Below are 13,036 nucleotides of genomic sequence, written 5' to 3'. Positions count from 1 at the left end.
CAGGCTACGAGTCCTTCCGGCGGTAGCCTGAGGTGTGGCCGATCTGGATCTGCGCAGGCTCCGGTACTTCTTGGTCCTTGCCGATGAGTTGCACTACGGACGGGCCGCCGAAAGGTTGCACATCGCGCAGCCGGTCCTCAGCCGCCAGATCTCGGTCCTGGAGCGGGAGCTCGGTGTGGATCTGTTCGAGCGGTCCAAACAGGGGACCGTGCTGTCTGAAGCCGGCCAGGCCCTCCTCGAGCGTGCCCGCGGCCTGGTTGAGTCCGCAGGGGCACTCCAGCGCCAAGCGCGCCGCATGCGTGGGAGGCTGCGGCGACTTGTCATCGGGTTCATGCCCGGTCTGATCGTGACCCCCGTCGTCAGACTCCTCAATGACACATTCCCGGAGCTCGTTGTCGACGTCGTGCGGACCTCGTGGGACGACCAAGTGACCGCGGTGCAAGAGGGTCGCATCGACGTCAGCTTCGTACGCCTTCCTGTCGCTGGCGGCGGGCTCACGGTGATCCCGCTGTTCGAGGAGCCCCGGGTCGTCGCGCTGCCGGTCGACCACCCGCTCGCGGCACAGCCGGAGGTTGTGATCGGTGAACTGGCACCCCTGAATCTGTTGCAGCCTGCAGACGCGGTGCCCGAGTGGCGCGATCTCGCACATCGACTCCGGCCCGCAGCGGGCATTCCCGGATCGCCTCCCGCGTTGACGGTCGAGGAGAAGCTGGAGATCGTGGCCTCCGGGCGGGGCATCGTCGTCCTCCCGGAGTCGACAGCCCAGTACTACCACCGACCTGACATCGCCTACCGCTCCATCGCGGACATCGGCCCCAGCAAGGTCGGCCTGGCCTTCGAGGCGGCGCGCACTGAGGCCGAGATCGAAGCCGTGTCCGAGATCGCCGTTCAGCTGTTCGCCCGCGCTGCGGACGTCGTGGTCTGACGCATCCGCTCGGCACGTTCCGCAGGTCGACGTGCACCACCCATGTCCGTTCCTGGAGTTGCTGTCTCCGTCATGCCCGGCGGGTATCAGAAACCGTTGAAAGAGGTCTTGGACGTCAGCAGGACGAGACCCGCAGAGTTGTACGTGCTGGCCCAGACGGAGCCACACGGATGGAAGGAAGATCATGGGACTAGCCGCGGCGCGGGTCGTCATCTTGGGTGGAACGAGCGGCATCGGCCTGGCCACTGCCAAGGCAGCCGCCGCGAAGGAGGCGGATGTCGTCGTTGTCTCCAGCCGAAAGGCGAGCGTTGACTCGGCGCTGCAGCAGCTACCCGCGAGTGCAGAAGGTCGCGTCGTCGACATCAGCTCCGTGGCTGCTCTCGAAGAGTTCTTCGCAACGGTCGGCGAGTTCGACCACCTTGTCTACACCGCCGGAGAAGGGTTGGAGATGACCCCATTGGCCAGCTATGACATCGACAAGGCGCGCCGATTCTTCGATCTGCGGTTCTTCCTCGCCCTCGAAGCGGTCCGGCTGGCGGTTCCTCATCTGCGCGCGGACGGCTCGATCGCGCTGACCAGTGGCACGGCGGCGCTTCGTCCCAGCGCAGGCTGGACGTTGGGTGCCGCCGTCTCGGGCGCGATGGTGTCGGCGGGCAAGGCTCTGGCCGTCGAGCTCGCCCCGCTCCGGGTCAACGTGATCGCACCGGGCGTCGTCCGCTCACCCTTGTGGTCGGCCATGTCAGACGAGGATCGCTCGGCAATGTACGAGTACGTTGGTTCACAGCTTCCGCTGGGCAGAGTCGCCGAAGTCGACGACGTTGCCGCGGAGTACGTGCACGTCATGGAGCAGGAGTACGCGACTGGCACGGTCACCGTGATCGACGGTGGATCCGTACTGGTCTGACAGTCGCCCTAGGCTGTGGGGCCCTTGGCTCGTACGTCGGACACGGTCGTCATCGCGTCGCGCAGCTCGGTCAGCCAATCGTCCTCGTGCTGACCGACCAACCGCACGCACCAGGCCAGCGCCTCCGACCGCGACCGGGCGACCCCGGCCTCAACCAACGTGTCGAGCACCTGTCGCTGTGGCTGACGCAAGCGGGTCATGACGGGCGCCGCCACGTGGGTCCAGAGCTCGCGGTGGTCGCCCACGACGACTCCCCAGGACACCTTGGCCCCGAACCGGTGCTCGGCCTCGCGAGCGATCTCCATGCGCCGACGGCGGGTCTCCTCACGGAAAGCCTTGGCACGACCGATTCGGGCCTCCGCCAACGCGACCTCAGTCGGGTCGGCCAGCTCCACATCGGGCTGGGTCAGCAGGACCACGATCTCCTCGCGGTCACGGGTGATGTCCGCCGGCGTCGCGCGCCACTCTGCAGGCAGTCGGCCCTCGAACCAGCCGACGACCTTCTCAGTTGCACTCTCATTGCTCATGCTTACATGATTACACCATTACACAACCTGTGTGCCGACATTGCCCACGCGGCCGACCCGGGTGCAATTCGCCCTATGCCCGATGAGTGGCTCGAGGAGTCCTCCGCAACCGGATGATCGAGACGCCGCCGAGGATGGCGATGAACCCGATAGTCAGGACGAGCATGTTCGGTCCGCCCGTGTCGGGTAGGTCCGTGTCCGTTGCTTCGGTGCCGCTGCCGTTCGGCGGGGTTGTGACGTCGTCGCCGGTCCCGCCACCAGTATCGGTGCCAGAGTCAGCCGCGGAGTCGGTCTGGGTGCCGGTGTCGGCATTCGTGCCGGCGTCTGTTCCCGCTGTGTCCGTGCCGACATCGGTTCCCTCCGAGTCGGTGTCAGTGCCAGTGTCGGTCGCGTCGGCATCGGTGCCTGTGTCAGTTCCCGCGTCGGTTCCCTGCGTATCGGTGTCCGTGCCGGCGTCGGGAGTGGTGTCGCATGTTGGGGCGCTGATGGTGTTGGTGTCGAGCGTCACGGCGCCGTTGTTGGCGAGAAGGCGTCCCTCGAAGACGGCGCCGGTCTTGGCGCTGATGCTCGTGTGGGCCAGCACGTTGCCGACGAACGACGTGCCGGTTCCGAAGGTGGCCGAGCTGCCCACTTGCCAGTAGACGTTGCACGGCTGCGCCCCGTTGACGAACCTCACCGTCGCGTTGGACGCGGTCGTCAGCGTCGATGCCGGCGCCTGGAAGATGAACACGCCGTCCTTGCGGCCGCCTCCATCCAAGGTCATCGCACCGCTGAGGAGCATGCTGCTGCTGGCGCGATAGATGCCGGGCAGGTAGGGGTCCGTACGGGCGAGCTCTTCCGGGACCGCCGTCGGCGGCAACGCTCCAGCCGCCATGTTGTAAGCGCTGAGCAGGTCCGACTTCGCTGTCTGCGTGACGCCGTCGCCGGCGTGGTTCACAGCGTCGGCGCCCGTGAAGTCGAACGGAGTGTCCGTCGTGACGGTGGGGGTCTCGTACGTCCCCAGGCTCCCGGCCACGTGTGTCATCCCGGTGTTGGTGATGCCGGAACCCGCCAGGACGGAAAAGCCCTTGGCGGTTCCCAGGTCCATCGCGGGGTCCGCGGCATCGGCGGAGTTCACCCGGCTGACTGCCAAGGAAGCAAGGGCGAAGGCCCCGATTCCGATCGCCAGCCGCTTCGCGAGACGTCCTCGTACGGGACCGGACCGAGTGGCTGTGGGCAGGTTCACGGTCGCCTGGCTTCTGCGAGGGCGGGACGGAGTGCGGTCGAGTGTCAGGTCTTGGGAGCGGGCCACGGTTCGTACACCTCGAGTCGGGAGCTGACAGGCCACCCGAAACTAGAGATCGGACCGAGTGTTGTACCAAGACATCCCCCGACGAGCCCCAGATTCACACACACCGCGAATCTTTTGTTCCCTGAGCGTCAGATCGCCGTCTCCCACCAGAAGGGGCTGGTGTTTATCCCACTGAGCGCGACCAATTCACCCTCGGCGCGGATTGATCCTGTGAGGGGTGACTGGAGCCAAGTGGCCGTGATGAACGGGCATGAAGACAACACGATTCATCTCAGTCATCGTCACCACCATCGTCCTATCGACAGTCGCGCCGGCTTTGTCCAGTTCTGCCAGCGCTGCCGTGTCACCCTCCAAGTCCCTGAGCCAGTGCGACGCAGGCTACCTCTGCATCTGGTCCGGCACGAACTACAGCGGTTCGTTCCAGAGGTTCAGCGCCACGGGAAGCTACCGACCGATCAGCCTGTACGCCGTCAACTCGATCTACAACCACCGGAGTGCTCGCGCCTTCCTCCATCAGGATGCCGCCGGGAACGGCTACTACACCTGCCTCAATCCCGGCCAGAAAATCGCGGACCTCGTCGGTTGGCGTGAGTCGTCACAGGCCGTCTACCTGTCCACGGTCGCCGCCTGCTAAACACGCCGATGGAGCGTAGTCTCACTAGGTGGGAGACGACGAGTTCAAAGAGCTCTACGGTCGAATGAGGCAGCAGGTCTTCTCATTCGCCGCTGTTCGTCTCTCACCTGAGCAGGCCAAGGACGTCATCAACAGCACGTTCGAGATCGTCTGGAAGAAGCGCGACTCCGGACCATCAGATCCGGCCGAGTGGCCAGCGTGGGTGTTCGGCATCGCCAAGAACCAGATCCTGCAAGAGGCGCAGCGCATACGCCGCAAGCACCACGACAATCGCTTCATCGATGAGTCCGCCCTCGACATGGCTCGCGACCCTGACATCGCCGAGATTGTGGCAGTATCCGACACAGCCCGGTGGGTGTGGCGTCAGCTGACGCCGGCCGAGCAGCATCTACTGAACGTCGCCTTCTTGGGGACGCTCGACAAGACGGGAGCCGCCGGCTTGCTCGGGATCAGCGTGACGGCGTACACCACCCGCGTCACAAGACTGCGTCAGCGGATCGCCTCGCTTCACGCTGACAACCAATCTGGCGAGGAGGCGCGACGAGCGTGAATCGGGAGAGCTGGTCCACGGGCACGGACGAATCAGCGGAGCTGCGTCGTACCGCCCTCGCTGCAGGCATCGACCTCGATGTGGCGCCAGAGCGCTTTGGGATCGATCTGGACAGCGCCGACGACTTCGTCGCTCGTATGAAGGCGGCCGACGGCGATCCCAGGCGCAGAACGCCTCGACGCCTGATCATCGCCGTGGGATCGATGGCCGCTGCTGCGGCCATCGCACTCAGCGTCCTGCAACCGTGGGGCTCCACTCCGGCTTCAGCAGACACTCCACCCCTGCTGCAGTACGAGTTCGCCGCCGCGGACAACATCGCCTTCGCGCCAGGCAAAGATTCCAGCGACGCCCTGACCAAGCTCGCCGACGCCGCCGCTGGACAACGCGTCGGCACGACGGCAGGTCAAAGAGATCAGCACGTCGTCAGCGACAACTGGTTCGCCGCGATCGATGACGATGCCGCGGACAAGTCGATTGCGGTCATCCCCACGATCAGAGAGTCCTGGGTCTCGCCCGACGGTTCACAACGTTTCGTCGAACGACGAGGCGCCCCCTTGGCAGCGGACGGCCGAGGCTTGCCGAACGACGGGGCGTGGAGCAACTTCCCGGCGAGCACGGATGAGACCCAACCCCCGGGTTCTGTCGACGCGACGATGCTCGAGCGTCTGCCGAAGAATCAGTCAGCTCTCAGACCTGCGCTTCTCAAAGTGAGCGGGTGCGATCAGTCACCCAGCGGACCAGAACGGGCAAGGTGCCTCTTCACACACATCGATACCTACAGCAACACGTACGTCGTGCCTGCGCGCGTGATGTCGGCACTCTGGAGCCTTCTCAGTGAACAAACAGGCCCCCGGCTCCTCGGCGCCGTGAAGGACCGGGCCGGCCGCGAAGGGGTCGGGATTGCCATCGTCCCAGCTGACCGTGCGAACCAGCGCCTCGTCCTGATCGCAAGCCCGAAAACCGGGCAGCTGCTGGGCTTCGAAGTCGTCCTCATCAAGCCGGACGCGAACCTTGCACTCAAAGCGCCCGCGATCCTCCGGTTCTCCGCGTTCTTGGCGGCCGAGCACACCGACCCGACCAGCTCGCGCTCCGAAGGTTAGGACCATGACAGCACCAACGCACCCTCGGGCAGTCGAGTTGCTGGTCGAAAATACTGGGGCCTTGTGCGTGAATTGCCGGCTCCGGTTGCGATGAGTAGGTATCGCCCTCGGAGAGATGGTCTGTGGATGGGAGTTCCGGACCTCTCCCGGGGGTGCTCGCGGGAACCGGGCGAGGCCGCGCCCCACAGCGCGCGGTCCCTTTCAGCTTCGGATGGTCGCAGCGCGACGCGCCCTTAACCTGAGGACCGGATGCGACCGCCTTGACCCTTGAGCCGATCTTGAAAGTGGGCGCGATTCTCGCGTTCGTTCGTATCGGCGCAACGCCGAGCGCGGAGAGACGTGAGGCGGCATTGGAGCACGGACCGCATGCGGCGGTAAGACGCAGGTGCGGGGCGCGACTGCGGATCGAACGCGGGCACGCACACGCGGGCTTGGCTGCGGGATTGATCAGTGGCGCGGCAGAATGACACTCATGGGCGCATGGGGCACCGCGATCTTCTCCGACGACACTGCGGCAGACATTCGCTCGGAGTATCGAGAACTGCTCGAGGACAAAGTGCCCGATCAGGAGGCGACGCGGCGGGTGCTGAGCGCCTACGAGCATCTAGATGACGACGAAGAGCATCTCCTGTGGTTGGCACTCGCCGCTGCGCAGAGTCAGGTCGGACGCCTGGACGACGAAGTGAAGGCCAAGGCGCTCGACGTCATCGAGAGCGGTCGCGGCCTACAGCTTTGGGCTGAGGCGGGAGCGCCGGAGCTGGCGAAGCGAAAGGCAGCCCTGCAGAAGCTTCAGGCCGCGCTCACTGGTCCACAGCCCTCACCAAAGACGCTGAAGCGGCCTTGGCGACATATCACCAACCTAGGGCCCGGTGATGTCCTTGCTCAGACCGCGAGCAACGGTCAGTTGGCGCTCTTTCGAGTTGTTCGGGTAGACGACCACCGTGTCGGAGTCGCTCCCATCATCGAGCGACTTGACTGGACCGGCAGTTCACCGCCCAACGCTTGGCGACTACGACGGTTGAAGGTTGCCAAGCTTGAGCAGACCTCGTCGCCTTCACCAGAACGTCCTGCCGTCTACCGCGTGGCGGTCCATCGGAAGAAAGACCCGGATTGGCAGCAGTGCGGGTTTGTGCTCGTCGCCAACCTTCCGGCCCGTGCTGGCGACGAGCACGTACAGGCTTGGCAGTACTGCTCCTGGGGCCAGCTCCAACGCGAGGTCGAGCGTAGGTTCACGACGTAGCACCCAGGTGAAGTCGCGGCGGTATGACGCAAACAAGGTTGGGGTGACTCGGCACTCCGAACACCGCGCAACGGCGTGTGCTGCAGCCATTCGGATCGATCCCAATGTCAGGATGTGCGCGTGACCTCCTGGCGTGACACAACCTCAGCTCTCGCGCAGAACGACATGGATGGCTTGCTGAACGCGGTCCTCCCATTTGCCGAGGAGTCGCTGGGCAAGCACGGCGAGTTCTATCCCTTTGGGGCGGCCGTCTCTGCCGATGGCCAGACTTCTTTCTTGGGCGGCGATCCTGCACTGGGCGAGAACCCAAACTCTGACGCGGTACTCGGGACCCTTTATGAGGGGGTTCGCAGTGAAGCCGCCGGGTTGCGCGCGGCCGCGTTCGTCGCGGATGTCCGGGCCGGCGGGTCCGACGCGGTACGTGTTGAGCTCGAGCACGCCGAGGGAGTCTCGCTCGTTGTGTTGCTTCCCTACACGCGCAGCAGGTTCAAGCGGACCCTCGAGTTCGGGCAAATGAGTGTTTCGGCGGCAGATCTGAAGGTCTGGACCAAGGGCGTTAAGGATTCGTAGATCCCGACGCGCTCGGCCTCGCCGAATAACGCGGCGGAATGTCGCGGGTCAGCTCGCCGACGCTTTCCTTCACGGCGCTCGGCATCGTCCCCGGAATTTCGCCCCCACGATCTTGGCCGCTGGGAGGATACGTCGGTTTCGTCAATGCCCCCGGTCTGTTGTAGGCGTTCCGGTGCACTTAGAAATCCGCTGGACCGCATGGACACCGAGTCCCTGTGTGGACATGTGGGAAGTGGGCGAGACCATCCCGAGGAGGAGCTCCATGGACGATCAAGTCCGTTCCCGCTCTGCCGACTGCCACCAACGTGATGGCCCGGGTACAGCTAGATCGCTAAATGCTTCGGATGGCTCGTCTCGTAGGCTCAGGACATGTCGGTTGCGCTCGGATTCGTGCTGGGTCTCTTGAGCGGGGTCGTGCTGTCCTTTGTGCTTACGTTTCTGGAGCCGGTGCAGCGGTTCCTGCAACAGAAGGGGCGCGCGACCTTCAAGGAGGATCCGGTCGACGTCCACGTCCAGACCGACCGCGCAGTTATCTGGTCGGGCCTGCCGCCGTGGATCAGCGGGCGCTACTACTTCGACAACGCCCTGCCGACCGACAACCCGCCAGACGCCTGCGTCGATTGGAGCGCCTGGTCGAAACAGCACGACGGTCGACCGTGCGGCGAGTTCGAACTCCTGATCACCATCCAGGCGAAATTTGACGTCGCCGTGGTGGTGGACACCCCCGTTGTGCGCATCGTCAACAGCCGCGAGTTGAACGGCGTGACGGCGACTTGCCTAGCGGCTGGCGGACCTTCGGTGACACCTCGCAGGTTCGAGGTCGACCTCGATGCCTCCGACCCGCCCATGATCTTCTTCGTCGACGAAGGCGCGGAGTCGAGCGGTCCAGTTGGATTCAGCCTCACTAGGGGCGAGGTGGAACGGTTTCACATCTGGGTGCGCGCTGAGCAGGCGCGCGAATACCAGTGGTCGTTGGATCTGCCCATGATCGTGAATGGGCGAGAAGTCCGGATGGACCTCGGCACCTTTGTCATCGTTGGAAGCGGGGCAGGGTCGAGCGAGTTCCTCTGGCAAGAGGGTGACTGGGTGCCCTACGAGACGCCCACACACGGATGATTTGGTGCAACTCCCGTGAATTACCTGGCACGGCCGCGGTTGATGAGGAGGGAGTACCGGTCGGGCATGGCGGTGACAGGGTGTGACCAACGTCGGCCGACGATGTCATCCGCGGCCCTGCCGCCCGCGTCGGGGCTGCCTACTGCTGGTAGCTCTTGATGCGCTTCTGCCATGCCTTGAGGCGCTCGTACTCCGCTACAAGCTCGTTGGGCTCGGGCGGCACGTAGTTTGTCTCTTCGGCCTTGTCGTGCCGTAGTGCCCACTTGGAGGTCCTGCTGTAGCCCTCTTGGTACTCGGTGTTGTCGGCCTCGGTGATCTTGGCCAGCATCCGCACCATCTGCGGGCGTACCTCGGACTTGCTCCGGTCGTACACGCGGTTGATGATTTCGCTCGTCACCGTGCGCTCCCACGTCTCCGACAGGTGCCCTGCGATCTCGTTGACACGCTTCTCGTACTCGTCATCGCCAAGGTTCTGGCGGTCCTTGGTGAGCTTGGTGATCTCACCCTGGATCGTGTTCATGCGCTGGCCTATGTCCTGTGCCTTCCACGGAAAGCCATCTGCCACATACCCAGGCACGTCGCCACGGCGCTGGATCGTGCGGGCGGTTACCTTGATGTCGGCGGAGCCCGCCGACTTGAGTAGGTCGGTTAGAAATGCGACATCGTGAGTAAAGACAATGACCTGCCGCGACTTGGCGAGTTGGGCAAGCCCGTCTGCCACCTTGTCGCGTCGCACGTGATCCAGCGACGTCACGGGGTCGTCAAAGACGACGGCAGACCTGGAGGCGTCAAACTCGGCTTCCGTGAAGAAACCAGCCAGGCCGAGCACTGTCTGCTCGCCCTCGCTCAGCACAGCACGGGCAGTCCCGTTCTTGTGTCGAACACCGACGAGGGCCGGAATCTGCCGAACCTGACCTTTTTGCCCACCCAAATCCCTGAGCGTCACCTTGTCCAAATGCATACGAGCGGTTTCGCGGGTGAAGTAGTCGCGGATTTGCTCCGTTGCATAGGTGCCCGTGAGGTCGGTTGCCTTGCGCGTAATGCCCTTGGTGTCAGTCGCGGAATGGGCGTCGTTGAGGTTGGCGAGATCCTTGCACCGTCTGACCTCGGCCTTGAGCTGAGCCTTGTTCTGACTCAGTGTCTGGGAGGCTACCAGCGCGTCGCGCCTGGACTTCGCAGCAGTGAGCGCCGCTTGGAAGCCTGCGACGTCGGTCGCCTCTGCCTTGGCGGTCAGGGACGTGGCAAGCTCGCCAAGCTGTGCTCCGATGGCGGTTGCGGCGATCGGTGCAACGGCTGCTTCGCTTGCGGCGAAGCGCTCCAGCGCTTTGTCACGGCGACCTTCCAGCGTGCTTAGCCGTTGCTGGACGGCGGCAGCAAGCGGCTCATCATGGCTGTGGAGCGATGCCAGCGCGACGGTTGTCGTTTGGGTCGCGAAGTCCAGCGACCGGAGTTCGTCCAACGCTTGGGCGTACAGGCTCTCAGCCACCACCGCGTCACTCTCGGTGGTGTCGGTCATGTAGGTGTTGAAGCGCGTAAAGCGGTGCTTGGCATCGTCGCCAAGGGGCTGCTGGCAGAGCACGCAGCGCGCACCGTCACCAACCTCAGGGAACTCGTGCTCGTGGTCGGGCATGGAGACGGCATAGTCACGGGCAGCGCGCCACAGCGTCCGCCAGGTCTGCGACCCAACTCCCGCCAGCGGCTCGTCGTCGAAGGAGGTCGCAGCGGCGACCGTCGCGGCAGAGCGCTTGGTCTCGGCCTCGTCCTTGAGCTTGCCGACAGCAGTGAGGCGGCCAGCAGATACGGCGTTCTCTAGTTCGTTGAGCCGCATCTCCAAAGCCCTAATCTGGCGGGCGTCGGTCTGCAGGCGTCCACGTTCTTTGGTGGCGTCGCTCGTTTCCAACCGGGCGACCTCCTGAATCGCCTTGCCGAGATTGTCGGCGTCCTCAGACGTGAATGTGCAGGCTTCGTCAATCTGCTGGTCGGTTGTGTTGAGGGACAGCCGAGCGTAGAAGGCGCTTGCGGTAGTAGCCTGCGGCAGCGTGAGATTTAGGCGCTTCAGGTTGCTCTCGGCGATGCGCCGCTGCAGTTCCTGGCGCACCTTGCCACAAACGGCGATGAGCCCGTCCAGCAGCGTGAGAGCGGACGGGCGGTAGGTGACGCTGGATTCGTGGCTCAGGTACTCGTCACCGCAGTGCTCGTCGTAGAAGCGCACGCGCCGGAGGTCGGGCACGGGCGGATTGGCCGGGAACTTCTCCGAGAGCGCTTGGTCGTCTACCGAGTAGTCCAGTTCGGCGCTCGGGTCTGGCGCGCCGTCTTGGTAGACATCCGGCAGCACGAGCGAGGAGTGGCGGGCGCTCACCATTGCCTTGATGATGCGGGCGTAGCCCGACTTGCCGCCCCCGTTGTTGCCGTAGATGATCGTGAGGCCGTCAGGCGAAAACGAAAGCGTCTGGTCCGCGGCAAGTGCGTTGACGCCCTTGACGTTGCAGACGTTCTTGAGTCCGACCTGTTTCGGCTCCGCCGCGCCGAGCGTCAGGTTGTGGGCAGCAGCGTTGGGCGTGGCGCTGTCCGGCTGGAGGAGACACTCGGCCAGCTCGGCGATGGCTATCGGGTCGTCGTACGTCTCGCCGCGCGACAGTGCGACCAGCACGTCCTGCTGCCACGCAGGCCTCGTCAGCGCCCAGCCAGTTATGTCCTGTTCAATCGTCACTTCGACCATCTTCCCACGGCTGCGCGAGCAAGCCATGAGCGAAACGCGCCCTCCGCTGGGCGCAGCTACCGCTCACCGTCGGGACCTCAGTGAAGATCCGGCCACCGAAAGATCCCGCTGTTTCACACGATTCTCACCGATCGTTGCGCTAGCCCGCATCCGCATGCCTGCCCCCGTGGACGTATGCGTGGATGGTCGGATCGGAGACGCACCTGCGTCTAAGCGGGCGCTATGCACGTGCGTCTTAGTGGGCGGTTTGACGCGGGCAGATTGCGTCGCTTAAAGCGCCAGCGTGCCGGCGTAGACGTCGGCGAGGGCGTCTTCTGCGGCGCCGAGGGCGGCGGCGTGGATGCCCAGGGAGCTGAGGCGGATCTGGGGGAGGTGGATCGACGCCGAGGGGAGGCGCTCGGCGAGGACCTGGCCGGCGGCGGGGACGACATAGGCGCCGAGGGGGACGAAGTAGCCGCCGAGGACGATGGCGGCGGGGTCGAGGACGGCGGCGAGGGTGGCGAGGCCGGTGCCGAGCTCGTGGCCGAGGGTGGCGAGGGCTGCGCGGGTCGAGGCGTCGCGGGCGGCGAGGTCGGCGACGGCGAGGGCGGTCTGCAGGGGAGTGTCCTCCTCATCGATGCCGACCGTGCTGAGCATGGCGCGCAGGCCGACAGAGGCCTCCCAGCAGCCCATCCGGCCGCAGCCGCACACGCGTGACGGGTTGCCGATCGGCATGTGGCCGACCTCGCCGGCGAACCCGGCGCCGCCGCGCACCAGCCGGCCGTCCTGGACGATTCCGGCGCCGATGCCGATGGTTCCGGTGATGTAGAGGGAGTGGCTGACGTCGGTGGTGACGCCGTGGGCGGCCTCGGCGAGGGCGGCGCAGTTGGCGTCGTTGTCGATCGTGGTGGGACAGTCGGCGCCGAACGCCTCCTCGAGCTCGGCGGCGAGGTGCCGGCCATCCCAGCCGAGGTTGGGTGCCCACGAGACGGTGCGATTGTCGTGGGCGACGAGGCCGGGCACGGCAACGGTCGCGCCGACGACGGTGTGGCCGTCGGCCATCAGCGCAGTACGTACGTCGGTCGCCAGCTCGATGAGCTCCTCGGTGCTGGGCGGCGTGCCTGCGGTGGCGACGGGACGGGTCTCGACGACACGGACGTTGCCGCCGAGGTCGAGGGCCACGGCGGCGACGTAGTCGACGTTGACCTCGAGCCCGAGCCCGAGGATCGACTCACCCGTCAGCGCCACCGGCCGCCCGGGCCGGCCGCGACCCGACGACACCGAGTCGTCGTCCTGGGTCACGGCGCGGGCCGCTTCGAGCTCGGCGACGATCGTGCCGACGGTCGCCTTGGCGAGCCCGGTGCGCCGGGCCAGCTCGGTACGCGTCGCCGGCCCGTGGGCCCGCAGGGCGCGCAGCACGAGGCCGGTGTTCTGCCGGCGTACGTACTCCGTCCCTGTCGGGACCCCGGTGAGGCTCACCC

At 65.4% G+C, this 13,036-nt stretch carries 12 protein-coding genes; 8 read left to right on the top strand and 4 right to left on the bottom strand.

The features are described 5' to 3' along the window. Positions 1–34: 34 nt before the first annotated feature. Positions 35–925 (top strand): LysR family transcriptional regulator, encoded by an 891-nt coding sequence (locus ESP70_RS02125; protein ID WP_149687722.1) that lies wholly within the window; start codon positions 35–37, stop codon positions 923–925. A gap of 184 nt (positions 926–1,109) precedes the next feature. After that, positions 1,110–1,829, top strand: coding sequence for an SDR family oxidoreductase (locus ESP70_RS02120; RefSeq protein ID WP_149687721.1), 720 nt, complete (start codon positions 1,110–1,112; stop codon positions 1,827–1,829). 8 nt (positions 1,830–1,837) lie between these two features. Here the strand turns inward: ESP70_RS02120 and ESP70_RS02115 are convergent, their stop codons facing one another. Further along, the gene (locus ESP70_RS02115) at positions 1,838–2,356 is read right to left on the bottom strand and encodes a hypothetical protein (protein ID WP_149687720.1); all 519 of its coding nucleotides are present in this window, start codon (positions 2,354–2,356) and stop codon (positions 1,838–1,840) included. Between the two features lie 73 nt (positions 2,357–2,429). Beyond that, positions 2,430–3,443: an ice-binding family protein gene (locus ESP70_RS02110; protein WP_149687719.1), complete on the bottom strand. Its 1,014-nt coding sequence runs from the start codon at positions 3,441–3,443 to the stop codon at positions 2,430–2,432. A gap of 454 nt (positions 3,444–3,897) precedes the next feature. Between ESP70_RS02110 and ESP70_RS02105 the strand changes: the two genes are divergently transcribed. From ESP70_RS02105 to ESP70_RS02080, 6 genes are all read left to right on the top strand, one after another. Further along, positions 3,898–4,281: a peptidase inhibitor family I36 protein gene (locus ESP70_RS02105; protein WP_149687718.1), complete on the top strand. Its 384-nt coding sequence runs from the start codon at positions 3,898–3,900 to the stop codon at positions 4,279–4,281. Positions 4,282–4,309: 28 nt separating this feature from the next. Further along, positions 4,310–4,831, top strand: coding sequence for an RNA polymerase sigma factor (locus ESP70_RS02100; protein WP_149687717.1), 522 nt, complete (start codon positions 4,310–4,312; stop codon positions 4,829–4,831). Further along, positions 4,828–5,931, top strand: a complete 1,104-nt coding sequence (locus ESP70_RS02095) for a CU044_5270 family protein (RefSeq protein WP_149687716.1) — start codon at positions 4,828–4,830, stop codon at positions 5,929–5,931. The genes ESP70_RS02100 and ESP70_RS02095 overlap by 4 nt, the downstream gene beginning before the upstream one ends. A gap of 472 nt (positions 5,932–6,403) precedes the next feature. Next, the gene (locus ESP70_RS02090) at positions 6,404–7,171 is read left to right on the top strand and encodes a hypothetical protein (protein ID WP_149687715.1); all 768 of its coding nucleotides are present in this window, start codon (positions 6,404–6,406) and stop codon (positions 7,169–7,171) included. Positions 7,172–7,291: 120 nt separating this feature from the next. Next, positions 7,292–7,741 carry a hypothetical protein gene (locus tag ESP70_RS02085; RefSeq protein ID WP_149687714.1) on the top strand — a complete coding sequence of 150 codons (450 nt, stop codon included), beginning with the start codon at positions 7,292–7,294 and terminating at the stop codon, positions 7,739–7,741. Positions 7,742–8,110: 369 nt separating this feature from the next. After that, positions 8,111–8,857 carry a hypothetical protein gene (locus ESP70_RS02080; protein WP_149687713.1) on the top strand — a complete coding sequence of 249 codons (747 nt, stop codon included), beginning with the start codon at positions 8,111–8,113 and terminating at the stop codon, positions 8,855–8,857. 139 nt (positions 8,858–8,996) lie between these two features. On the opposite strand, the gene ESP70_RS02075 is transcribed toward ESP70_RS02080, so the two are convergent. Further along, positions 8,997–11,567: an AAA family ATPase gene (locus ESP70_RS02075; protein ID WP_223148583.1), complete on the bottom strand. Its 2,571-nt coding sequence runs from the start codon at positions 11,565–11,567 to the stop codon at positions 8,997–8,999. Positions 11,568–11,846: 279 nt separating this feature from the next. Then, the gene (locus tag ESP70_RS02070; protein WP_149687711.1) at positions 11,847–13,034 is read right to left on the bottom strand and encodes an ROK family transcriptional regulator; all 1,188 of its coding nucleotides are present in this window, start codon (positions 13,032–13,034) and stop codon (positions 11,847–11,849) included. Positions 13,035–13,036 lie beyond the last annotated feature (2 nt).

The organism is Aeromicrobium ginsengisoli, assembly GCF_004134905.2.
Lineage (GTDB): Bacteria > Actinomycetota > Actinomycetes > Propionibacteriales > Nocardioidaceae > Aeromicrobium > Aeromicrobium ginsengisoli.
This window is presented reverse-complemented; position numbering and strand designations above follow the sequence as displayed.

What these genes read in the sequence shown, in the direction of transcription:
- ESP70_RS02120 (WP_149687721.1), top strand. Translation starts at nt 1,110, where the DNA reads ATGGGACTAGCCGCGGCGCGGGTCGTCATCTTGGGTGGAACGAGCGGC.
- ESP70_RS02115 (WP_149687720.1), bottom strand. Translation starts at nt 2,356, where the DNA reads ATGAGCAATGAGAGTGCAACTGAGAAGGTCGTCGGCTGGTTCGAGGGC.
- ESP70_RS02110 (WP_149687719.1), bottom strand. Translation starts at nt 3,443, where the DNA reads ATGGACCTGGGAACCGCCAAGGGCTTTTCCGTCCTGGCGGGTTCCGGC.
- ESP70_RS02105 (WP_149687718.1), top strand. Translation starts at nt 3,898, where the DNA reads ATGAAGACAACACGATTCATCTCAGTCATCGTCACCACCATCGTCCTA.
- ESP70_RS02090 (WP_149687715.1), top strand. Translation starts at nt 6,404, where the DNA reads ATGGGCGCATGGGGCACCGCGATCTTCTCCGACGACACTGCGGCAGAC.
- ESP70_RS02080 (WP_149687713.1), top strand. Translation starts at nt 8,111, where the DNA reads ATGTCGGTTGCGCTCGGATTCGTGCTGGGTCTCTTGAGCGGGGTCGTG.